The sequence below is a fragment of the Mesoflavibacter zeaxanthinifaciens DSM 18436 genome, from assembly GCF_000422365.1.
In the GTDB taxonomy this organism is placed as follows: Bacteria; Bacteroidota; Bacteroidia; order Flavobacteriales; family Flavobacteriaceae; genus Mesoflavibacter; species Mesoflavibacter zeaxanthinifaciens.
On record NZ_AULQ01000002.1, the window covers coordinates 103,313 to 127,862 of the forward strand.

21 protein-coding genes are annotated in these 24,550 nt (G+C 31.8%); 10 read left to right on the forward strand and 11 right to left on the reverse strand.

Annotated elements, in window-relative coordinates; translation table 11 throughout:
• The first annotated feature begins 56 nt into the window (after positions 1-56).
• The 3 genes from H574_RS0103255 to feoB all read left to right on the forward strand — a co-directional run bounded on the left by H574_RS0103255 (position 57) and on the right by feoB (position 3,133).
• The gene (locus tag H574_RS0103255) at positions 57-731 is read left to right on the forward strand and encodes an SCO family protein (RefSeq protein WP_027879186.1); all 675 of its coding nucleotides are present in this window, start codon (positions 57-59) and stop codon (positions 729-731) included.
• A gap of 72 nt (positions 732-803) precedes the next feature.
• A complete protein-coding gene (locus tag H574_RS0103260) occupies positions 804-1,037 on the forward strand; it encodes a FeoA family protein (protein ID WP_027879187.1) in 234 nt (77 codons plus the stop codon).
• Positions 1,034-3,133 carry a ferrous iron transport protein B gene (feoB, locus tag H574_RS0103265; protein WP_027879188.1) on the forward strand — a complete coding sequence of 700 codons (2,100 nt, stop codon included), beginning with the start codon at positions 1,034-1,036 and terminating at the stop codon, positions 3,131-3,133. The genes H574_RS0103260 and feoB overlap by 4 nt, the downstream gene beginning before the upstream one ends.
• A gap of 132 nt (positions 3,134-3,265) precedes the next feature.
• On the opposite strand, the gene H574_RS0103270 is transcribed toward feoB, so the two are convergent.
• The gene (locus H574_RS0103270) at positions 3,266-4,087 is read right to left on the reverse strand and encodes a ZIP family metal transporter (protein WP_027879189.1); all 822 of its coding nucleotides are present in this window, start codon (positions 4,085-4,087) and stop codon (positions 3,266-3,268) included.
• A 1-nt stretch (position 4,088) separates the two neighbouring features.
• Entirely contained in the window at positions 4,089-4,742 is a 654-nt protein-coding gene (locus H574_RS0103275) for a metal-dependent transcriptional regulator (RefSeq protein ID WP_027879190.1), read from the reverse strand.
• A gap of 104 nt (positions 4,743-4,846) precedes the next feature.
• Here H574_RS0103275 and H574_RS0103280 point away from each other — a divergent pair, with 104 nt between their 5' ends.
• The gene (locus H574_RS0103280) at positions 4,847-7,099 is read left to right on the forward strand and encodes a TonB-dependent receptor (protein WP_027879191.1); all 2,253 of its coding nucleotides are present in this window, start codon (positions 4,847-4,849) and stop codon (positions 7,097-7,099) included.
• 2 nt (positions 7,100-7,101) lie between these two features.
• Here the strand turns inward: H574_RS0103280 and H574_RS0103285 are convergent, their stop codons facing one another.
• Positions 7,102-7,512: a hypothetical protein gene (locus tag H574_RS0103285; RefSeq protein WP_027879192.1), complete on the reverse strand. Its 411-nt coding sequence runs from the start codon at positions 7,510-7,512 to the stop codon at positions 7,102-7,104.
• Positions 7,513-7,561: 49 nt separating this feature from the next.
• A complete protein-coding gene (locus H574_RS0103290; RefSeq protein WP_027879193.1) occupies positions 7,562-8,350 on the reverse strand; it encodes a TerB family tellurite resistance protein in 789 nt (262 codons plus the stop codon).
• A gap of 242 nt (positions 8,351-8,592) precedes the next feature.
• On the opposite strand from H574_RS0103290, the gene H574_RS0103295 reads away from it, so the two are divergent.
• From H574_RS0103295 to H574_RS0103305, 3 genes are all read left to right on the forward strand, one after another.
• Positions 8,593-9,003, forward strand: a complete 411-nt coding sequence (locus H574_RS0103295) for a BrxA/BrxB family bacilliredoxin (RefSeq protein WP_027879194.1) — start codon at positions 8,593-8,595, stop codon at positions 9,001-9,003.
• 85 nt (positions 9,004-9,088) lie between these two features.
• Positions 9,089-9,829 (forward strand): lysophospholipid acyltransferase family protein, encoded by a 741-nt coding sequence (locus H574_RS0103300; protein WP_027879195.1) that lies wholly within the window; start codon positions 9,089-9,091, stop codon positions 9,827-9,829.
• Positions 9,819-10,475, forward strand: coding sequence for an HD domain-containing protein (locus tag H574_RS0103305; protein ID WP_027879196.1), 657 nt, complete (start codon positions 9,819-9,821; stop codon positions 10,473-10,475). The genes H574_RS0103300 and H574_RS0103305 overlap by 11 nt, the downstream gene beginning before the upstream one ends.
• Before the next feature lies 1 nt (position 10,476).
• Here H574_RS0103305 and H574_RS0103310 read toward each other — a convergent pair whose 3' ends face one another.
• The 6 genes from H574_RS0103310 to hemH all read right to left on the reverse strand — a co-directional run bounded on the left by H574_RS0103310 (position 10,477) and on the right by hemH (position 16,925).
• Positions 10,477-11,550 carry a PA0069 family radical SAM protein gene (locus H574_RS0103310; protein ID WP_027879197.1) on the reverse strand — a complete coding sequence of 358 codons (1,074 nt, stop codon included), beginning with the start codon at positions 11,548-11,550 and terminating at the stop codon, positions 10,477-10,479.
• A 141-nt stretch (positions 11,551-11,691) separates the two neighbouring features.
• Complete coding sequence (locus H574_RS0103315; protein ID WP_027879198.1) at positions 11,692-12,474, reverse strand: enoyl-CoA hydratase/isomerase family protein; 783 nt, start codon at positions 12,472-12,474, stop codon at positions 11,692-11,694.
• 16 nt (positions 12,475-12,490) lie between these two features.
• The gene (locus H574_RS0103320) at positions 12,491-13,939 is read right to left on the reverse strand and encodes a sensor histidine kinase (protein ID WP_027879199.1); all 1,449 of its coding nucleotides are present in this window, start codon (positions 13,937-13,939) and stop codon (positions 12,491-12,493) included.
• A gap of 44 nt (positions 13,940-13,983) precedes the next feature.
• Complete coding sequence (locus H574_RS0103325; protein WP_027879200.1) at positions 13,984-14,532, reverse strand: CopD family protein; 549 nt, start codon at positions 14,530-14,532, stop codon at positions 13,984-13,986.
• Positions 14,532-15,881, reverse strand: a complete 1,350-nt coding sequence (locus H574_RS0103330; protein ID WP_027879201.1) for an MATE family efflux transporter — start codon at positions 15,879-15,881, stop codon at positions 14,532-14,534. The genes H574_RS0103325 and H574_RS0103330 overlap by 1 nt, the downstream gene beginning before the upstream one ends.
• Complete coding sequence (gene hemH / locus H574_RS0103335; RefSeq protein ID WP_027879202.1) at positions 15,882-16,925, reverse strand: ferrochelatase; 1,044 nt, start codon at positions 16,923-16,925, stop codon at positions 15,882-15,884. It lies immediately after the preceding gene.
• A 156-nt stretch (positions 16,926-17,081) separates the two neighbouring features.
• Between hemH and H574_RS0103340 the strand changes: the two genes are divergently transcribed.
• Positions 17,082-20,567: a TraB/GumN family protein gene (locus H574_RS0103340; protein WP_027879203.1), complete on the forward strand. Its 3,486-nt coding sequence runs from the start codon at positions 17,082-17,084 to the stop codon at positions 20,565-20,567.
• 30 nt (positions 20,568-20,597) lie between these two features.
• Here the strand turns inward: H574_RS0103340 and H574_RS0103345 are convergent, their stop codons facing one another.
• On the reverse strand, positions 20,598-21,491 hold the full coding sequence (locus H574_RS0103345) for an AraC family transcriptional regulator (RefSeq protein ID WP_036227039.1): 894 nt from the start codon (positions 21,489-21,491) through the stop codon (positions 20,598-20,600).
• Positions 21,492-21,689: 198 nt separating this feature from the next.
• On the opposite strand from H574_RS0103345, the gene hemA reads away from it, so the two are divergent.
• Together hemA and hemC are read left to right on the forward strand one after the other, a co-directional pair.
• The gene (hemA, locus tag H574_RS0103350; protein WP_027879205.1) at positions 21,690-22,952 is read left to right on the forward strand and encodes a glutamyl-tRNA reductase; all 1,263 of its coding nucleotides are present in this window, start codon (positions 21,690-21,692) and stop codon (positions 22,950-22,952) included.
• The gene (gene hemC / locus H574_RS0103355) at positions 22,945-24,525 is read left to right on the forward strand and encodes a hydroxymethylbilane synthase (RefSeq protein WP_027879206.1); all 1,581 of its coding nucleotides are present in this window, start codon (positions 22,945-22,947) and stop codon (positions 24,523-24,525) included. The genes hemA and hemC overlap by 8 nt, the downstream gene beginning before the upstream one ends.
• Positions 24,526-24,550 lie beyond the last annotated feature (25 nt).

Sequence of the window (24,550 nt, forward strand, 5' to 3'; positions counted from 1 at the left end):
GTAGTTAATCCTCTTTTTACTCGTATTTTTGTATTCCGAATTTAAATTAACTTGGTATGCTTAACTTTTTTAAAGCTTATAAAAGATTTGCTATTGTTTTTGGAATCATTTCAATTATAATTATTTCAATTTTTTACAACATTTTGAAGGTAGACAAACCTTTACCTATTTATCAACCTGCAGATGTAAGTACTGAATTGGTTGATAGCACCATTCAACATAAAATAAAATATCATAAAATAGCAGATTTTAGTTTAATCAACCAAAACGGAGATACAATTACCCAAGATACTTATAAAGATAAAATTTACGTTGCCGATTTCTTTTTTACAACCTGCCAAACCATTTGTCCCATTATGACAGATAACATGGTAGATATTCAAAAAGAAATTAAAAATGATGATGAAGTTATGCTGCTTTCTCACTCTGTTACACCAAAAATTGATAGTGTTGCACAGCTAAAACGCTACGCCATTAAAAAAGGTGTTATTGATAGTAAATGGAATTTAGTTACCGGAGATAAAGGCGAAATTTACCGATTAGCCAGAAAAAGTTATTTAGCTGTTAAAGACGATGGAATGCCAGACGATTATGGCATGGTACACACCGAAAATTTTATGCTAATAGACAAAAAGAGACAAATAAGAGGCTATTACGATGGTACCAAAAAAGATGAAATTAAACGTCTTTTACAAGATTTAAAAACTTTAAAAAAAGAATATGAAGATTAGTTTTTAGCTTTCAATTTTTTTAGGCTAAAATTTTCCATTACTTTTGCTTCTTTAAAATCAATCTAAATAAGCTTGAACAATACACTAGACACATTAAAAAAAGGAGAAATAGCAACTATAATAGATGTTTCTTCAAAACATATACCTCTAAAACTTCTAGAAATGGGATGTTTGCCCGGTAATAGTGTTCAGTTGGTTCAATTAGCGCCTTTTGCAGATCCAATGTATTTAAACATTAACGGTAGTCATCTGGCAATTAGAAAAGAAACTGCTATTCATATTTTAATTGAAAAAGAAACTGTATGAGTAAGCAAATAAATGTCGCTTTAATAGGTAACCCTAATACTGGTAAAACTTCTGTTTTTAATGCCTTAACAGGTTTAAATCAAAAAGTTGGAAACTATCCAGGAATTACTGTAGAAAAAAAAGAAGGTATCTGTAAATTACCAAGAGGCGTTAAAGCGCACATCATTGATTTACCAGGAACTTATAGTCTTAATGCATCTTCGTTAGACGAAAATGTAGTTATAGAGCTTCTTTTAAATAAAAACGATAAAGATTTTCCTGATGTTGCTGTCGTAGTAAGTGATGTAGAAAATTTAAAACGTAACCTTTTACTTTTCACACAAATAAAAGATTTAGAAATTCCAACCATTCTTGTTATTAATATGGCAGACAGAATGAGTTACAAAGGTATTTCTTTAGATATTCCTTATTTAGAACAAGAGCTAAACACTAAAATTGCCTTAATAAGTACAAGAAAAAAACAAGGTATCGAAGGTTTAAAAGATTTAATTTCTAATTTTAGAGAATTGTCTACAGAACCGTGTTTACACGCATCTGAGATTGATCCAGATTATTTTAACAAACTACGTAAAGCCTTTCCTAACCAACTACTTTATAAACTTTGGTTGGTAATTACACAAGATGTTAACTTTGGTAAAACAGATAGAAATGAAATTGAAGCTATTGCTAGTTTTAAAACCAAATCTAAAAGCGATTTAAAACGACTACAGCAAAAAGAAACTATTAAGCGCTATCAATTTATAAACAATACCTTAAAAGTTGGACAAACCATAGATGTTAGTCAAGCTAAAGATTTGCGCACAAAATTTGACCGTATTTTAACCCATAAAGTTTGGGGATACGCCATCTTTTTTATCATTTTACTTCTAATTTTTCAAGCTATCTACGACTGGTCTTCAGTTCCTATGGATTTTATTGATAATGCTTTTGCTAATCTTAGTGATTGGGTTAAAAACACATTACCAGAAGGCGCATTTACTAATTTATTAGCAGAAGGAATAATATCTGGACTTGGCGGAATTGTCATTTTTATACCACAAATAGCATTTTTATTTCTCTTCATAGCTATACTAGAAGAAAGTGGTTACATGAGTCGTGTTGTTTTCTTAATGGATCGTATAATGAGACGATTTGGATTAAGCGGTAAAAGTGTTGTCCCTTTAATTTCTGGAACTGCATGTGCCATTCCTGCAATTATGGCTACGCGTAATATAGAAAGTTGGAAAGAACGTCTAATCACCATTTTAGTAACACCTTTTACAACGTGTTCGGCTAGACTGCCTGTCTATTTAATTATCATTTCTTTAGTAATTCCAGAAGGACGATTTTTAGGATTAAGTTACCAAGCATTAACCTTAATGCTGTTGTATTTACTAGGTTTTGGTACTGCAATTATTTCGGCATACATTTTAAATAAAGTGCTTAAAATTAAAAGTAAAACCTTTTTTGTGGTAGAAATGCCAAACTACAAATTACCATTGTTTAAAAATGTTGGCTTAACGGTATTAGAAAAAACAAAGTCGTTTGTTTTTGGTGCTGGTAAAATTATTTTAGCGATCTCTATTATACTTTGGGTTTTAGCATCCTATGGTCCTGGTGAAAACTTTAATAATGCAGAAGAAATTATTAAAACCGAATACGCGTCACAAAATTTAAGTGAAGACGAATTAAGCCAAAAAATAGCTGCTCAAAAATTAGAACATTCCTTTATTGGTATTGCAGGACATGCAATAGAGCCTGCTATTAGACCTTTAGGTTACGACTGGAAAATAGGCATTGCAATTGTAAGTAGTTTTGCTGCTCGCGAGGTCTTTGTTGGTACATTAGCAACTATTTATAGCGTTGGTAATGATGATGAAGACACTATAAAAAACCGAATGGCAGGAGAAGTAAATCCAATACTTGGCGGACCTTTATTTAATTTTGCATCTGGTATTTCTTTATTATTATTCTATGCGTTTGCAATGCAATGTATGAGTACGTTGGCAATTGTAAAACGAGAAACAAACAGCTGGAAATGGCCAATTTTACAGCTTGTAATTATGACCTCAATTGCTTATATTACTGCTTTAATGGCATTTCAATTTTTAAAATAAAATGAACACTTTTCAAAACATATTAGTTTTTTTAACCTTTGGTTTAGCGCTTTCATTTTTAATCAAAAAATTCTTCTACAAAAAGAAATCGAAAAAAGCTTGCGGAACCGATAATTGTGGATGTAATTAGCTCTAACCTAAAGCCACATCCAAGGTCATCATGACTATAAATCCACCAATAAATCCAAGTGTGGCTATGTCTGTATATTTATCTCGTTGGGTTTCTGGCACGACTTCTTCAACAACTACAAAAATCATAGCACCTGCAGCAAAAGCTAATGCATAAGGTAAAATTGGAATAAAAAAGGTGACTGCAACAGCACCAATAACTGCAAAAATAGGCTCGACTATTGCACTCATTTGTCCATACCAAAAGCTTTTAAATTTACTTACGCCTTGACGTCTTAATGGCATAGAAACAGCTAAACCTTCTGGGAAATTCTGTATTCCAATTCCCAATGCCAAAGCAACAGCGCCACCAATACTAGCTTCTGGTATTCCTGCAGCAACACCTCCAAAAAGCACACCAACTGCTAAACCTTCTGGTATGTTATGTAGTGCAATTGCTAATACTAATAAGGTTGTTCTATGCCAAGGAGATTTTACGCCTTCTTTTTCGCTTTCTTTAAAATTGATGTGTAAATGCGGTAATACTTTATCTAATCCAAAAATAAAAAGTGCGCCTAAAGCAAATCCTACTGCAGCAGGAATGACTTTTACAAATCCTTCGCCTGGACTCATTTCTATTCCTGGTGCTAATAAGCTCCAAAAACTGGCTGCAACCATAACACCGCCAGTAAAACCAAGCATACCGTCTAGCAAGGCTCTATTCATTCCTTTAAATAAAAATACTAGTGCAGCACCAGATGCTGTTAAAATCCATGTGAATAATGAGGCGTACAATGCACCTAATATAGGATCTATACTTTCAAAATATTGAATAATGCTATCCATTTTATACTAGTTTTATGTAAATATTATTTGAAATTAATTTAGAAATTTGAAGTGTTTTGTCTTCAATTTTTATAGTCATAGAGTCGTCAAACTTTTCTTTTCCAACCACTTCTATAGATGTTCCTAAGGCTATGTTATGCTTACTTAGATATTTTAAAAAATCTGATGAAGAATCGTTTACACCAACACAAACACCAACACTGTTAATGCTTACTTTAGATAAAATTGTTTTTTCTCTAGTAACCATATTTCCGTTTTTATCCGGAATAGGATCTCCATGTGGATCATGCGTAGGAAACTCTAAAAACGCATCCAATTGATTAACTAATTTATCAGATTTAATATGTTCTAATTGTTCTGCTACATCATGTACTTCGTCCCAAGTAAAATTTAGCTTTTGCACTAAAAACACTTCCCAAAGTCTATGTTTTCTAATAATTGAAGTCGCTACAATTTTACCATCTTTGGTTAGGCTAACACCTTGATATTTTACGTAATTAACCAAGTCTTTTTCGGCTAATTTTTTAACCATATCGGTTACAGAAGACGCTTTGGTCTCCATTTGCTCTGCAATTGCATTGGTACTTACCGCAGTAGTTCCATGCTTACCAAGATGATAAATTGCTTTTAAATAATTCTCTTCAGATAAAGTCACTAGTTCATTTTTAGATAAACAAAGATACAAATTTAATATATTCAAAAACATATTTTTAGACAAGCCTAAAAATATGTTTATATTTGCATAAAAATAATTAAATAATGAAGTTAGTTTCGCTCTTAATATCTCTATTTTCAGTAATATGTGTTGCGCAAAATACATATACAATTTCTGGCACAGTTTCTTCAGAAAATCAAACTATACCTTACGCTAACGTATATTTAGAAAATACCAAAATTGGGACTACAACTAATGAAAACGGTTATTTTGAAATTAAAAACATCGCAAGTGGTAATTATACAATTGTTGCATCTTACGTTGGTTTTGAAACTGAAAAGAAAGAAATTATAGTTGATAAAAACTTCAAAAACCTATCATTTCAACTTATAAATGACCAATCTTTAGATGAAGTCGTTGTTTCTGGAACATTAAAAGCTGTAAACCGATTAGAAAGTGCTGTTCCAGTAGAAGTGTATACACCAACATTTTTCAAAAAAAACCCAACTCCAAATATTTTTGAAGCGTTGCAAAACGTAAACGGTGTAAGACCTCAACTTAATTGTAATGTGTGTAATACTGGCGATATACACATTAACGGACTTGAAGGTCCGTACACCTTAGTAATGATAGATGGTATGCCCATAGTTAGTGGTTTATCTACTGTTTATGGCTTATCTGGTATTCCAAATTCTTTAATAGAACAAGTCGAAATTGTTAAAGGTCCTGCATCTTCTTTGTACGGTAGCGAAGCAGTTGGTGGATTAATAAATATTATCACAAAAAGTCCAGAGAATGCGCCAACGGTTTTTGCAGATAGTTTTATAAATTCTTGGGGCGAACTTAATGTTGACGCTGGTTTTAAGGCTAAAGTTGGTGAAAAAGCAACGTTGCTGTTTGGAACTAACTACTTTAAATATGATAATCCAATAGATAATAACAACGATAATTTTACCGATTTAACGCTTCAAGATCGAATTTCAATATTTAATAAATGGGATTTTAAACGACAAGATAACCGCATATTTTCTATTGCTGGACGTTATTTTTATGAAGATCGTTGGGGAGGAGAATTACAATGGAATAAAAATTTTCGTGGTGGAAACGAAGTTTATGGCGAAAGCATTTACACTAGCCGATTTGAAATTTTAGGTAAGTACCAATTACCTGTTAATGAGCATATTAATTTGCAATTTTCATATTCTGATCATGATCAAAACTCAGTGTATGGAGATACGCCATACTTAGCAAAACAACGAATAGGTTTTACGCAATTGGTTTGGGATAAACCTTTAAGAAATCACGATTTATTATTTGGTGCAGCGTTACGATACAACTATTATAACGATAATACAACTGCAACTATAAATGCAGATGAAGTTACTATACCTTCTCTTTTTGTTCAAGATGAAGTTAAGCTAAACGATAAACAAAATTTATTATTAGGATTACGATATGATTATGATAACCGACATGGATCAATCCTAACACCTCGTATTGCTTACAAATACAAACCAACTGAAGACGATATTATTAGACTAAATGCAGGAACAGGTTTTAGAGTTGTAAACCTTTTTACCGAAGATCATGCTGCACTAACTGGTGCAAGAGATGTAATAATTGAAGAAACATTAGATCCAGAACAATCGTACAATATTAACCTTAACTATCTAAAGAAATTTTACACTAAAAAAGGTATGATTTTCACTTTAGATGCTTCGGCTTGGTATACTTATTTTACTAATGCTATTTTACCAGATTACGATACTAATCCTAATCAAATTATATACGACAATTTAGATGGACATTCTGTATCTAAAGGGTTAAGCTTAAACTTTGACGCTATTTTTGCAACAGGTTTTAAAGCGAATATTGGTGCGACAGTACAAGATGTCACACAAACTGAAAACAACATAAAGACACGACAAATTTTAACCGAACGTTTTACAGGAACTTGGGGAATATCCTACAAACATTATCCAACGCATTTAACCATTGATTATACGGGTAATGTTTATGGACCAATGCGTTTACCAACTTTAGGGGATTTAGATCCAAGACAAGACTACTCGCCTACTTGGAGCATACAAAACATACAATTAAGCTACGATAAGTTTAAAAACCTTGACATTTATGGTGGCGTAAAAAACTTACTAGACTGGACACCAAATAAAGGCAACCCTTTTATCATTGCTAGAGCAAAAGATCCTTTTGACGAAAATGTTCAATTTGATAATAGTGGTAATGTTGTTGCAACACCAGATAACCCTTATGCATTAACCTTTGATCCTTCTTATGTCTATGCACCAAACCAAGGAATTAGAGTCTTTTTTGGGATGCGTTATACTTTAAAGTAACTCTATTGTTTTTCTAGAGTCATACCTTTTACCCAAAACAAGTTAGATTGATAAAAACGTAAGGCTGTTTTAATAACTCTATCCGATGTATCTCTTGGTGATTTAGATATGTATCTTGCTTTAGTTTCATTAAAATCTAAAGTGAAAGTACCGTCTAAAGATGAAGATGAAAAAGAAACAACCTTTTTATCTATTTTCCAATGTCCTTTACCGTAAGTGTTAGTTTCTTTAGGTATTCCGTTTTCATCTCTTTTATAATTATGAAAGCTGAAAGTTCCGTCTTGATGTAACGTTAAGGTGCGCTTTAATTCAAATTTCTCAGAATTTGTATGCAAAAGGTAAACGCCAGAAATATCCTGCGCTTTACTTGAAACACTCCAAATAAAAAATAAAAGAGCAATGCTATATTTCATATTAAAACAATTGAAAAGTTGACTTCTATATTAATCACAGGAAGACAAATTAAAACCCACGTTCTTTCTGTAACTGTTCGTAAGCTTTTTGTACTTGTCTAAACTTCGCTTCTGCGCCTTGTTTGTGTTCTTCGCCAAGATGCTCTACACGATCTGGATGATATTTCATCACCATTTTACGATACGCACGTTTTATTTGGTCTACAGTTGCTGCTTTATCTATTTCTAAAATTTTATAAGCATTGTCAGATTGATTATAAAACATGGCTTTAATGCTATTATAATCACGACTGCTTATTCCTAAATAACCTGCAATGGTATAGATTTGACGCTCTTCTTCATCTACAACAATCTCATCTGCTTGTGCGATACCAAATAAAAAATGAAGTAGTTGTAATCGTGCTGCATGATCCATCATAGTTTTGATCTGCAAACAAACCTGACGCGTATTAATATGTTGATTATTAATTTGTTTGAATAATCTAAATGCTTTGTTGGCTCTGTCTTTGCCATACATTTCTACAAACTTCATACGAACATAATCAAGCTCGCGTTGGTCTTGACTACCGTCTGCTTTTATCACTACAGAAGCTAAGATTAATAAACTTACTTCAAAATCTCCTGAAGTGGTTTGTGCTCTTTTTTGTTGCTGTGTACGGTAATCTGGTCGTGTTCTGTATCTTGGTCTTTGTTGTTTTGGTTGTCCGTCGCCTAACAACGTTCCTTTACCATCTGCTAATGCGTCTCCTAAACTACCTAAAGCTAACCCTATTATTGCACCAATTGGTCCGCCTAAAGACCAACCTAAAGTGGCACCAATCCATTTTAATGCACTCATTAATTTGTTTTTGTTGTAAATATAATACTTTGTAAGTATACTTTTTATTGGTTTTGTTACTGGTTTTGGCTGGTAACTGCGTTAAGGATAGAGGCTTTGTTGGAGCGCCTTGCAAAGGGCGACTGCCGATAGCCTGACCTTATGACACCATAAGTGTTATAAGGTAACGCCAAAATAAATTTTGCATGGTTTTTGCTTATCTTTGCAAAGAATAGATTTATAAATACAAAAATTACATAAATATGTATCCAGCAGAATTAGTAAAACCAATGCGCGAAGACTTAACAAACGTTGGTTTTGAAGAATTACATACACCTGAAGCGGTAAAGGCTGCATTAGCAAAAGAAGGTACAACGTTAGTAGTTGTAAATTCGGTTTGTGGTTGTGCTGCTGCTAACGCACGTCCAGGAGCAAAAATGAGTTTAAACAATCCTAAAAAACCTGATCATGCGGTTACGGTTTTTGCTGGTGTTGATAAAGAAGCTACTGATGTTGCTAGACAGCACATGGTACCGTTTCCTCCAAGCTCACCAAGTATGGCGCTTTTTAAAAATGGCGAATTAGTACACATGTTAGAAAGACATCATATTGAAGGTAGACCTGCAGAACTTATTGCACAAAACCTTATGGATGCTTACAACGAGCATTGCTAAGCCTTAACAGGATTAAAGTATTATTTAAAAGCCACGATTTTTTATCGTGGTTTTTTTATTTTTGAAACTTAAAAAATCACTACTAATGAGAAAACTTTTGGCTTATCCGTTAACTTGTATTTACTTCCTATTCTTTGGATTAAGCTTACTTGTTTTTCATCCAATACAATGGTTTTGTTTTAATGTGTTTGGATATCAAGCACATAAAAAAAGTGTAGATTATCTTAATTTTTGCTTGACACGTTGCTTACATTTTTTAGGCTGTAGCTATCAGTTTAAAGTGCCAAGCGATTTACCTAAAAATGTTCCTGTAATTATTGTGGCTAATCACCAAAGCATGAATGATATACCACCAATAATATGGTTTATGCGCAAGTTTCATGTTAAGTTTATTAGCAAAAAAGAATTAGGTAAAGGTTTACCAAGTGTATCTTATAATTTACGTCATGGTGGATCAGTTTTAATAGATCGTAAAGATGCCAAACAAGCACTTAGCAAGATTAAAGAAATGGCTGCTTACATTGAAAAAAATAATAGAAGCGTAGTTATTTTTCCTGAAGGAACGCGTAGTCGTGATGGACAACCAAAACCGTTTCAGACACGTGGTTTAGCTACTTTAATCGAGCATGCGCCTAATGCTTATATTTTTCCTGTTACGATAAATAATTCTTGGAAAACATTGATTTACGGAAAATTTCCTATGGGTATTGGTTATCGCTTAAAATATACAGTACATAAACCTTTAAAAATTAGTGATTACGATACACAAACACTTTTAGAGACTACAGAAAACACCATTAAAAACGCCATCACTTTTGAAAAATAATCAAATTATTGAAGCTACTAAAACCTTTGTAAAAACGACTTTAAAAGATGCCGAAGGTGGACACGATTGGTTTCATACAGAGCGTGTTTACAACAATGCGTTACTGATTAGTAAAGGTGAAACGGTAGACGAATTAGCTGTTGCACTTGGCGCTTTATTACACGACATTGCAGACAGTAAATTTAATAATGGTGACGATACTATTGGACCAAAAATAGCTGGAGAGTTTTTAATGAAACAAAACGTCTCTACTGAAGTAATTAATCACGTTATTAAAATTATTGAAAACGTGTCTTTTAGTTCTAATATAGATAATGCTTCTGCATTTAAATCTAAAGAATTAGAAGTGATACAAGACGCAGATCGGTTAGATGCGCTTGGTGCTATTGGTATTGCACGTACATTTAATTATGGTGGATTTAAAAATAGAGCACTTTACAATCCAGATATTAAACCTAATTTAAACCTTACAAAAGACGAATACAAAAAATCTACTGCACCAACTATAAATCATTTTTACGAAAAATTATTATTGTTAAAAGACAAGATGAACACCAAAACTGGTCGTAAAATTGCTGAAGAAAGACACAACTACATGGTCGATTTTTTAAAGCAGTTTTATGCTGAGTGGCATGGTGAGAAGTAGTTTAAAATAACTTTAATTGTCCGTCTTTACAACTTTCGTGTTGGTTTGTGTTTAATGTTGGCATTGCTTTATCTTTAAAATATTTAAGTTTAGCCAGTTGCATTAAATCTGAAACTTGTTTTGCAATATTACCTTCACCTTTCATACGTGTTGCAAATCTAGAATCGTTTAAATTTCCGTTGTGACAGTCTTTAATTTGATTAAGTACTTTTTCTGCTCTATCTGGTATTTTTTTCTGTATCCAATCTGTAAATACTTGCCCAATTGCACCGTTAAGCCTTACTATGGTATGCGCAATACTTAATGCTCCAGCTTCACTTACTGCTTTTGCTAATGGTAAAATTTCATGACTGTTTATAGATGGTATTATTGGCGCTAACATGACATTAACAGGTATATTATTTTCGCTTAAAATTTTTACGGTTTCAAGTCGTTTTTTTATGGTAGCTGTTCTTGGCTCTAGTATACGCCTTGTCTGTTCTGATAAAGATGTAATTGAAATATTTACACTAATTAACTGGTCTTTTTGCAATGCTTTTAAAAGATCTAAATCTCTTAAAATCAACGCATTTTTAGTAATTATTGAGACTGGATGTTTATATTTTAAAAATAGCTCTAAACATTTTCTGGTTATTTCGAATTGCTTTTCGGCTGGTTGGTAGCAATCTGTATTGCCAGACATAACAATTGGATGTGCTTTCCATGATTTCTTCTTTAAAAAATCTTCTAAAAGTTGTGGCGCATTTTTTTTTACCAGAATACGTCTTTCAAAATCTAAACCTGCGCTGTAGCCCCAATATTCGTGACTATTTCTTGCGTAACAATAAATACATCCATGCTCGCAACCTTGATACAAATTCATAGAATATGACATACCAACATCTGGAGAATTTACTTTATTTACAATGGTTTTTGGATAGACTTCTAAATATTGTGTTTTGTTATTGTCTGCTACCTCACCTTCTTTTTCACAATATTCTAAAAAATCGTCTCTTACTTCGTGAGATAATTCAAAAAAACGATTGTTTATGTTTTGCTGCGCGCCACGTCCTTTTTTTATCGAATCATTCAACATATTTTATAATTTCTGTAAAATTACAAAACAATATCATGTTTATGTTTTAATTTTTAATAAATAATAGCACTCATCAAAACATATTATATAAAAAAGGTGAGCCATATTTAGCTCACCTATATAAAATCATATTTTAATAGATTATTTACCAGGAAAATCTGCTTTTCTTTTTTCTAAAAACGCAGTTGTACCTTCTTTAAAATCTTCGGTACCAAAACAAGCTCCAAATTGCTCAATTTCTACTTCAAATCCATTAACGCCATCTTTGTAATTTGAGTTAACTGCTTCTATTGCTTTACCAATAGCTACGCTAGAGTTTTTCATGATTTTTCCAGCAATTTTTTCGGCTAATGGCAATAATTCTTCTTGCGCCACCACATGATTTACTAAGCCATAACTTAGCGCAGTTTGTGCATCTATCATTCCTGCAGTCATAATCATTTCCATAGCACGACCTTTACCAATTAGTTGTGGTAAACGTTGTGTGCCACCATAACCAGGTATTACACCTAAACTAACTTCTGGCAAGCCCATTTTTGCATTATCACTTGCAATTCTAAAATGAGCCGACATTGCTAATTCTAATCCGCCACCAAGCGCAAACCCATTGACAGCAGCAATTACTGGTGTACTTAAATTTTGTACATAGTCAAATAAAATTTCTTGTCCTTTTGCTGCTAATTTACCACCGTTTTCTACATCAAAATTTGCAAACTCACTAATATCTGCACCAGCAACAAAAGCCTTTTCGCCGCTACCTGTAACAACAATCACTTTTATATCTTTATCTTGATCTGCCGCTTTAAAAGCTTGATGAAGTTCTTCAATTGTAGCTTTATTTAAAGCATTTAACTTTGATGGTCTGTTAATTGTAATTGTTGCTACACCTTGATTGGATGTACTTAAAATATTTTCAAAATTCATAATAGAAAAGTTTTTATTATTTAGGAAATGAAACCGTAAAAGTAGTTCCTGTGTTTTCTTGAGTTACAAAGGTAATGGTTCCTTTATAAGTTTCTACAATATTTTTTACCATAGCTAACCCAAGTCCCATTCCGCTTGACTTGGTAGTAAATTTAGGTTCAAAAACTTTGTCGAGATTTTCTTCTGAAATACCTACACCGTTATCAGAAATATTAATTTTCACTTCTGTGTCTAAATCTAATACCTGCACTACAATTTTTGGTTGTTTAGTGTCTGGTATGGCTTGTATTCCGTTTTTAACCAAGTTAGTAACTACACGTATTAACTGAGTACGATCAAACTTGGCAATAATTTCTTCTTTTTCAGGTAAAAATTCTATATAATCTTCGTTAAAAATATCTAGTGCTAAATCTATAATTTTAACTACGTTAAGCATTTCGTTTTGCTGTGCAGGCATTTTTGCAAAGTTAGAAAATGCACTTGCTATAGAGCTCATTGTGTCTATTTGCTGGATAAGTGTTTTACTGTACTCATCTAACTTTTTGATAATATCGGGATCTTTTGGATCAAATTTTCTTTGAAAACTTTGTACCGTCAAACGCATTGGCGTTAAAGGATTTTTAATCTCGTGAGCTACTTGTTTTGCCATTTCTCGCCAAGCTTGCTCACGCTCACTTCTTGCTAATTTCACAGCACTTTCCTCTAACTCGTCAATCATACTATTGTAAGATTTTACAAGTGTATCAATTTCAGAAGAAGACGATTTTATAACAATTTTTTCATTACGTTTTTCAAGTCTAATCTGCTTAATCTTTTCACTAATTGTTTTAAGGGATTTTGTAATATATTTTGAAATTAAAAATGCTAAAAACACTGCTATGATTAACATCAGTAAATAAGCATATCCTAAACGCTCAAAAAACTCATTCAACTCGCGTGATAGAAAATCGTCATTTTCTAAATATGGTAAATTTAAAATTGCTAAAGGCTTAAATTTTTGATCTGTAATGTAGGTATAAGACGACCTAAAACTTTGTCCTTTTACATCACGTTTTTGCACATATCTATGATCAACAGTCGAATTTAAAATATTAAGTACCTCTGCATTTAAGCATTTTTCTTTGACATCTTGTGGTAATGCTGCTTTAGACGAAATTAATAAAGTACCTTCTAAATCATACAGATTAACTTGAAGCCCATGTACGTCTGCTATTTTATAGATTTCTTCTTTAAAAATGAAAGGAATTTTATCGGGAACAACCTCAAAAGACGTTTCTCTTATCACAAAATTTATGTGACGTTTTATACTAGTTTCTTTACGTTCTAAACGTTGTTTGTGGTAATCTTGTGTTTCTTCTCTATATTGATATGCAGCTACTAATGCTATTAATATAGAAGCTAATAGCACTAAAGAAATCATTGCTATAAATATGCGTAATCGTAAAGAAAGTTTTCCGAATTTCATTTCTTAAATATAGCAATAATCAAACCAAAATATTAGATTAAGATTTAAGCGTTAGGATTTTTTTCGCGAATGCGTTTATAGATCTTAAATCCAAGCATTAACAACACTCCTAAAACAACAATACCTATAACACCAAATACCCAGTTTATGGCGCTTTTTAAAATTACTAAAAATACGACTGCAAAGAGTATAAATGTTGCTCCCTCATTCCAAAGTCGCATAAAATTTGAAGTCTTTTTAACTTCATCTTTTTGTAATTGTTTGTAGTAAACATGGGTCATATAATGATAAATATATAATAAAACTACAAAGGTCAATTTAACATGCATCCATGGTTGTTTTAACCAAACAGGCTGCAAAATAAGCAACCAAATTGCAAAAATAGTTGCTAAAATTGCGCTTGGCCAAGTAATGATAAACCATAAGCGTTTTGCCATTAGTTTTAATTGTTTCCCTAAAATTTCTTTATCTGGAGATGGTTTATGATACGCTTCTATTTGGTATACAAATAGTCGCGGAATGTAGAATAAACCCGCAAACCAAGTCACAACAAAAATAAGGTGTAACGCTTTTATGTAATTATAATATTCCATTAGTCTTTTGGTGCTAAGTTAGTTTTAACTTCACGATATAAAAAATAAGCTGTAATTATAGTAGATAGGACATCTGCAATTGGAAAGCTAATCCAGACACCAAGTTCTCCAAACATATTTGGTAATACCAACAACAACGGTATAAAAATAAAACCTTGTCTTGTTAAAGTAAGCAATAATGCAGGTGTAGCTTTACCAATTGCTTGGAAATAAGCTGCACCAATAAGTTGTATGGCTATAATTGGTGTTACCGCAAAAACCCAACGCATGGCGCTTGGTGTTTCTTTTAAAACTTCTGTATCTGAAGTAAATAGTTTTGTGATAAACTCTGGAAAAACCATTAACAAAACAAACACTAATGTTCCTAAAATAACAGCGTATTTAATGGCTGTGAAAATGGTTTCTTTGACCCGTTTATAGTTTTTTGCGCCGTAATTAAAACCAGCTATTGGTAAAAACCCTTGTGTAATACCATACACAGGAAATAGAGCAAACATTAACATACGACCTACAATAGCGTAAGCTGTAACCGATGTTTCTCCTCCTAATTTGTATAAAATATTATTTAAAAATAAATACGTAATACTAACTACAGCTTGTCTAGATAAAGTGACAAAACCAAGACTAGCTATTTCTTTTACAATTGGAGTATCTAACCTAAATTGATTAGTTTGAATTTTTAAGGTTGAATATTTTGAGTAAAAATACCATAAAATATACATAAAACAACATAAATAAGATCCTGTTGTTGCCCAAGCAGCGCCTGCCATTCCTAAATCTAAAAACTTGATAAAAACAACATCAAGTATAAGGTTACCAATAGACGGTATTAACATTGCGTACATTGCAAATTTTGGGTTGCCTTCAGCTCTTATTACTGTATTCCCCATCATGCAAAGCGCCAAAAATGGAACACCATAAAGCACTATTGTATAATAGACTTTTGCTGGCTCAAAAATATCACCTTTTCCGCCAAAAGCGGGAATAATATTATCTACAAAAAACAACCCAAAAACCACAAATATTATTGTGAATAATAGAGTTAACGTAATTTGATTACCAAAAACACGTAATGCTTTTTTATAATTATTTTCACCTAAAGCACGAGATATAATAGAAGATCCTCCAACACCAATACTCATCCCTAAAGCAGCAATAAAGAAAGATACAGGAAGTACTACATTAATTGCCGCTATAGCAACAGATCCAATCCAATTACCCACAAAAATGGTATCTACTAAAATGTTTAAAGACATTACTAGTATACCTATGGATGCCGGAACTGCTTGTTTAACCAATAATTTACTAATGGGTTCAGTCCCTAAATTAGATGAATTGCTATTTTTCATTTAGATTGTTGCAGGTGTTTTTGCCCATTCTTCAATCCATTTGACTAAATTATTTACCCAATTTTGATCGGTATTTAAGCATGGTACCGTGGTAAAATCTTTACCGCCAACTTCATGAAAAATCTCTTCACCTTCCATAGCAATTTCTTCTAAAGTCTCTAGACAATCACTAACAAAAGCTGGCGTTACAATTGCCATATTTTCTATACCACTTTGACCTAAACGCTCTATAGTACGGTCTGTATAAGGTTGTAACCATGGATCAAACCCTAACCTAGACTGAAAGGATGTTGAGTAAGTTCCTTCTTCTAAATTTAAATATTCTGCAACTAATCGTGTTACTTCTTTACATTGATGTTTGTAGCAAAACTCATGTGCTTTACTTTCGGTTTTACAACATGCACAATCTATAATATCACTTGGTTTACAATGTCCGTTGGTGATGTCACTTTTTCTAATATGGCGTTCTGGAACACCATGATAAGAAAACAATAAATGGTCGTAATTTTTACCTTGTAAATGAGATTTTATTGATTCTGAAAGCGTCTTTATATACTCTGGTTTGTTATAAAACGCTGGCAGGCTTTCAATCTTTAAATTAGGGAAATGTTGCTGCCTAATTTCTTCAGCTAAAACCAAAATAGTCTCGGTAGTTGCCATAGCAAATTGAGGATAAAGCGGTATTAAATATACGTCTTCTACACCTTTATCAACTAGCTCCTGTAATCCTTTTTTTATGGTCATACTTCCATAACGCATTGCTAGCGCTACAGGATACTCTACTTGCTCTTGTACTTTTTGTTGTAATTCTTCACTAATCACAATTAATGGCGATCCGTTTTCCCACCAAATTTTTTGATACGCTTTAGCGCTTTGTTTTGGTCTAGTGTTAAGAATAATCCCTTTAACTAAAAGGGTTCTTGCCCATTTTGGCACATCAATAACACGCGGATCCATCAAAAATTCTCCTAAATATTTTTTTACATCTTTCGGGTTAGGGCTATCAGGAGAGCCCAAATTAACTAGAAGTACTCCTTTTTTCATTTGCAAAAATTTAAGAGTGTAAAAATACAACTCTAATTTTATAATACCATTTTATTTCTTTTAGTTATACATACTTAAAGTCTATGATTACATAAATAAAACCTTTATTATCAAATTTAGTTTAATATATTTACCTTACTGCTATTACATTAACATATGAAAAAATATATCATTGCGCTTTTCTGCGCAATTTCGCTTACATCAATTGCTCAAGAAAAAAATCAAAGTTTATTATGGGAAATATCAGGTAATGGTCTAACCAAACCATCCTATATTTATGGGACAATGCACGTTAGTAAAAAAGTAGCTTTTAGACTAGACGATGTTTTTTTTGAAGCTTTAGATAAAAGTGAAATTGTAGCTTTAGAGTCTGATCCGTCTTTTTGGTTACCTTTTAATTACCAAACCCTAACACTTTCTCCTCAAAATTATAGTTACAGAAATTATGACAAAAATTTTTACTCTAATTTAATGGGAATTGAACATCCTGAAGAAGTAGAAATTAGAGGAAGTATAAGAGCAGATAATCGTATGATTAACGGTTATTTGTATCGTAAAGATGGATATTCTGACAACTTTGAAGAAGAAACTTATCTAGATATGTTTATTTACCAAGCTGGTAAGAAAAAAGGAAAAGATGTTTATAGTTTAGAAGATTTAGAAGAGTCTCGATTTTTAGTTGGTAAAGCTCAACACAATGCCACAAAACCAAAAATAGATCCTTGGTTACAAAAAATCTACGAAAAAGAAAGTCCGTATTTGCTTCAAGAAAACACTTACAGAGACAGAAACCTAAAGCTTTTAGACTCTATTGGAGAAGCTACAAATACAGAGTTTTTTAGAGAACACATGCTATACAAGCGTAATGCAAATATGGTGCATGTTATGGATAATTTAATGCAATCTAAAACCGTATTTGCAGGTGTTGGTGCCGCACATTTACCTGGCCCTAAAGGCATGCTAGAAATGTTTAGAAAAAAAGGATACACGGTAAAACCATTATTATCTAAACAAACCGAGGTTGGCAAGGCTAAAAAAGATGCAATTGAGGACTACATCCTACCAGAAAAAACAACTTTAAATAGTACACCAGATCATTTTATAAGCCTGAATACTTTTACCAAATTATATGAGTTTGCTTACGGAAGTCAAAAATATTACATCTCTCCAGATATGACTAATGGTGCATATTTGACCATTAATCGCTTTAATACTTTTAACTATTTACCTCATGAAAAAGACATTACTTTAAAACGTTTAAATGACTTTTTATTTGAAGATATTCCTGGAGACATCGTTAAAAAGGAAAAAATAACATCACCTTATCCTGGCATAAGTATTTTGAATAAAACCAAAAAAGGCGATTATCAAAAATACCATATCTACAAAACACCTTTAGAGATAATTATTATAAAATTAGCTGGTCCAAAAAATTATGTTTTAAATCAAGAGGCAGATATTTTTGACTCTATTACTTTTAAAACACAAACTTCAGAATTTAAAAATTTCACTTCAAACTATAATAAATATGAAGTTGACTTTCCTGAATATATGATTACAGAAAATCTTGAAAATGCAGGACAAAAACTTATACAGGGTAAAGTTGATAATAACTACTATTTCTTAAAAGAAGGCGCTTTTAATGATACTTTTTACATAGAAGAAGATAAGTTTGAAGCTAAATTTATTGTTACTAACTTTTTTAAAGATTTAGATATTGACGACCATATAGGTAGCTTCGATATAAAACCATATTACAGTTATACCGGTATTGCAAAAAAAGATTCGACCAACGCAGAAAATATTCATCTTAAAAGCATTATAAAAGATGGTAGTTATTATCTGTTAGGTTACGTTGGTGAAGATACCCAAAAAGCAAAAGCATTTTTAGATTCGTTTAAATTTAAAGCTACCAAACATCACGGATTTAAAAAAACTATAGATACTACACTATATTTTTCGGTAATCACAAACACAAAAGCACCATCTTTTGATAATTACTACGGTTACAGCAGCAAGAAAAAAGATTATGAAGAAAAAACAAAAAGCACTACTTACTTCTCTAAAGCTAACGAGCAAATAAACATCACTAAAATCAAATTTCATGACCTGCAGATGTACAAAAACATTGATAGTTTATGGAACGAGATTGACAATAAATTAAATCCTTTTAAGGATTATAAAGATTACGATAGTGGTTATAAAAAATATATAATAACAGATAAGAAAAAGTATCAAAGAGATGATAAATATTACTATGATTTCACTATAAAAGACTCGTTAAGCGCTAAAGAAATCTTGGTGAAAAACATCCTTAAAAAAGGTGCTCTTTTTGAACTTAAAACTTTAACAGATTCTATTTCTGAACCTTCAGAATTTATCACCAAATTTTACGATACTTTTGAACCGTTAGATACACTTTTAGGTAAATCGGTATTTAACGATAAAACCATTCTATTCTTTGAAGCATTAAAAAATAATGACAGCATTGTCTTAAATGCAGAATCTAAAATTAAGTTTAGCAAAGCAAATGCTAGCACAATGATAGATTTGATTAAAAACTTCGAATTCCCACAGAATAAAGAAGATTTAAAAACCTTTTTAATTTCAGAATTAAATAAATTAGAAGATCCTCGTACCGATGCTTTTCTAAGACAATTATACTTAGATTCCTACTCAGAGCCAGACATACAAACAACCATTTTAAAATCTTTAATTAATAAAAAGACAAAAAAGTCCTATAGTCAGTTTTTAGAATTACTAAGTAAAGATTTACCTCTAGATAAATCTATCAATTACATGTTTTACAGCTATCAAGATTCTTTAGAATTAAAAAAAATACTGTTTCCTAACATCATGCAATACACTACAATTAAAGAATACAAAGAACCTGTATACAAACTTTTAACTAGGCTAAAAGATAGTAATGTAGTAAAAAATAAGATTTACAAAAAATACAAAAAACAGATTTTAACAGACGGTAAAATCGAAATAAAACGTAGTTTAAGTAATGGTAACAATTATGGTTACAAATCCTATAATAGTATCTTACCACAATATGTAAAACTACTATTTCCTTATAGAAACGAACAAAACGTAAAAATCTTTTTCGAAAAACTCTTAGACAGCGACAACAACCAAGCACTAACAACCTATTACGTACTGTTAGAAAAAGCTAAAGAAGATATCCCAGAAAAGCTTAAGAAAAAAACCATAGAAGAATTTAAAAATCAAGCCGTATTAGTAGATAAAATGTATCGCCACAAGTTATTTAAGCCATACTTAAAAGAAAAAATAACTCAAGAGATGTATGCAAAATCTACTCTTTTTGAAAATAAAACAATTCAAGAAGAACGTGATTCTATTCAATTTATTGGAAAAAAAGAATTTACAACAGACAAAAATAAAGAAGGTGAAATTTACTTTTACATGTTTATCAAAAAACGTGAAAAAGATGAAGATAAACGCTTCTACTACGCTGCATTTTTGAAGCCAGAAGACCCTAAAAAACTACAAACAAAAGTATTCTATAAATCTGGTTATAGTGGTGATTATATTGACGACAATAAAGAAGACGATAAACTTATTGAAGAAGTCCTAGATCAAGTCAAATACAAAGACAGAAAACGACTTAATGATTAATAATAAAAGAGGCGCTAAAAAGCGCCTCTTTTATTTTGATAAAATATATTTTTTTGGTGTTATGCCATACTTTTTCTTAAAAGCAGCGATAAAATGACTTGCTGTACTATAACCAACCCTTAACCCAACTTCATTCACATTATGCGCTCCAGACTCTAATAGTTTTCTAGCAACTTCCATTTTATAATCAAATAAAAAACTAAATACAGAATCTCCGTAAATTTGCTTAAAACCTTCTTTTAATTTTTTTAAAGGCAAACCTATTTCGTCAGAAAGCTCTTGTAAAGTTGGTGGTTCTGACATCCTTGTAATTATAACATCTTTAGCTTTTTTTATTTTTGCAACATTGCTTTCGTCTACTAAAAAAGGACATTGCTCTATATCTGCATCTTCGCCTTTATTAAAATAAAGACTTAAAAGCTCATAAGCTTTTCCCTTAAAATATAGATTTTTGATAGACGAATTCAAATTATAATTCACAATTTGATTTAATGTAATAGCCATAGATGGCGAAATTTTTCCATCCTTATAATATTTTTTATCACGATTATCTTCACTTAAAAAGGTGATATAATTTGCTTCTTGAGAAAATAAACCGTGAAATTTTTCTATTGAAATCAATAACGTCACCAACCAACAATTTGGGTTTACTTCTAAATGTATCGGTAAATCTCTTTCTGGATTGTAAAGCAATAAAGAAGATTCTTCCTTAATGTCCAAACGATAAGTTCCATTATTAAAAACAAAAGTACTTTCACCTTTTAAACAAAAATGAAACTGTATAAAACTACTATCTATAAAACGTTCAATAACTTGATTTTCAGAGGTTTCATTTTGATAAGTTAAAACAAAAACCTCATCATCAACTTGGGTTTCATTAAAAGAACCTTTAGCGTTATTTTTTTTAGCTATTGAAAGTGACATATTTATCTTTTATTTAGAATGATTCTAAACAAAAGCGCTTAAAACCATTGTGATTACTACAAAAATATGATAATTGTCATTGTTTTGAAAAAAACATGCATAAAAAACGCTAATCGATATTAAAAGTTCCTTTAGCGTTATTTTTTATTTAGCTTACTATATAAATTTGTATCGCAATAAAGTCCCAGTCAGGTAAACATGGAGCATTATCAAAAGTCTTTAGGCACTTATTTCTATGCCTTAGGTTTAAGTTATAAAAAAGCAGACGCAGAAATTAGAGGTCATTTTAGTTTAGATGAAAATTCTAAAACTGCGTTATTGCAACAAGCTAAAGCCAACGGAATAGAGAGCTTAGTAGTCACTTCAACATGTAACAGAACCGAAATTTATGGTTTTGCACAACATCCATATCAACTAATTCAATTACTTTGTGATAATTCTAAAGGCAATGTAGAAGAGTTTCAAAAATACGCTTATATCTACAAAGGTAATGATGCAGTCTCACATTTATTTAAGGTAGGATCTGGTTTAGATAGTCAAATTTTAGGTGATTTTGAAATTATTGGGCAACTTAAAAAGAGTGCTTCAGAATCAAAAAAATATAATTTATTAAACCCTTTTTTAGAACGTTTACTTAACTCGGTTATACAAGCCAGTAAACGTATAAAAACAGAAACAGATATTTCTACGGGCGCAACAAGCGTGTCATTTGCATCGGTACATTATATTTTAAATAATGTAGATAATGTTTCAGAAAAAAATATTTTACTATTCGGAACAGGAAAAATTGGTCGTAACACATGTGAGAATTTAGTAAAACACTCTAAAAATTCGCACATCACATTAATAAACCGTACAAAAGATAAAGCCGAGGCTATTGCAGGAAAATTTAATCTTATTGTAAAAGATTATGCAAACCTGCAAGAAGAGATTAATAAAGCAGATATTTTAATTGTTGCTACTGGTGCACAAAACCCAACAGTAGACAAACATCTTATCCAATCCAAAAAAGGCTTATTAATTTTAGACTTATCTATACCTAAAAATGTCAACGAAAATGTAACCGACTTAAAAAATGTAAAGCTGGTACATTTAGATGATTTATCACAAATTACCGATGAGACTCTAGAACGTAGAAAAAAACATATTCCTGTTGCAGAGTCTATTATAGAAGATATTAAAACAGATTTTGATGCTTGGTTAACTACACGCAAATTTGCACCTACAATTAAAGCATTAAAAGATAAACTATTAGACTTTAAAGCTGCTGAATTAGATACTCAACGCAAAAAAATGGCTAACTTTAACGAAGAACAAGCCGAATTAATTAGTAATAATATCATTCAAAAAATTACTAACCATTTTGCGCACCATTTAAAAGACGATTTAACCTCAACAGACGATAGTCTAGAACTTATAAAAAAAGTGTTTCAATTAGAAAACACCACAACCAATGTCTAAAACCATTAGAATAGGAACTCGCGATAGCGAGCTAGCTCTTTATCAAGCCAAAGTAGTACAAAAATTATTAGAAGAAAAAGGTCATAAAACCATATTAGTACCTGTAAAATCTACAGGAGATATTGTTTTAGACAAACCACTTTACGAGCTTGGTATTACCGGAATTTTTACCAGAACATTAGATATTGCAATGCTTAATCACGATATAGATATTGCTGTACATTCTTTAAAAGATGTTCCTACAATATTGCCTAAAGGCATCGTACAAGGAGCTGTTTTAAAACGTGGCAACATCCGTGATACATTGGTGTTTAAAAAAAATGAAGAGTTTTTAGCTTCAAAAAACGGAACCATTGCAACTGGTAGCTTACGCAGACGCGCACAATGGTTAAACCGCTATCCAACCCATAACGTTGTAGATTTAAGAGGAAATGTAAACACACGTTTACAAAAGCTAGAAGATAACGATTGGGACGGCGCCATTTTTGCAGCAGCAGGTATTGGTCGTCTAAATTTAAGACCAGAAAACTCTGTAAATTTAGAATGGATGGTACCGGCACCAGCACAAGGAGCCATTATGGTTGCAGTTTTAGATGAAGACGAAGAAACTAAAAACATCATCTCTGAAATTAATCACGAAGAAACAGAAATCTGTACAACTATTGAACGTACATTTTTAAATAAATTAGAAGGTGGTTGTACTGCGCCAATAGGTGGATCTGCTTTTATAAAAAATGACGAAATTCACTTCCATGGTGTATTACTAAGTAAAGATGGCACTAAAAAAATTGAAGTTAAGCGCACAAAACCTGTTGGCGAGCATTATGATTTAGCCGAATGGGCTGCAGAATACATCATTGAACGTGGCGGAAAACGTTTAATGGACCAGTTAAAAGATGAAGATAAACAGGTTAATATCTACTCTACAAAATCATTTACAGAAGATCAACGCTTCTTATTTAATGAAAAAGTAACGCCAGAAAGTAGTGACTTTATCAAAATAAGCCTTAACCGCATTCATCCAAGATTTGTAAAAAACGAAATTGAAAACGTAGTTATTACTAGTAAAAATGCTGTCGAAGCTTTATTGACAAGCTTCTCTCCTATAGAGCTTCAATTTAAAAACATCTATTGCGTTGGAAGACGTACCAAAAAACTGATAGAAAAAAGAATTGGCAAGGTTAAACACAGCGAAAAAAACGCAAAAAAACTAGCCAATTATTTAGTTGAACATATGGAAGGTACAGAAGTAACTTATTTCTGTAGCAACTTACGCTTAGACGACTTACCTAGCATTTTAGAAAACAACAATATTAAGGTAAACGAAATTGAAGCCTATCAAACAAAATACGATAGTTTAAAAGTACCTGAGTCTGTAGAAGGTGTTATGTTTTATAGTCCTTCAACAGTACAGAGTTATAAAAAAGAAAACATTGCTAATGGTATTGCATTTTGCATTGGCGAAACTACAGCAAAAGAAGCAAGCAAACATTTTAAAGATGTACGTATTGCAAAAGTACCAACTGTAGAAAGCGTTATAGAATTAGTAAATGACTTTTACACCAACAAGTAAAAAAAACCGTTTTAACGGAACATAA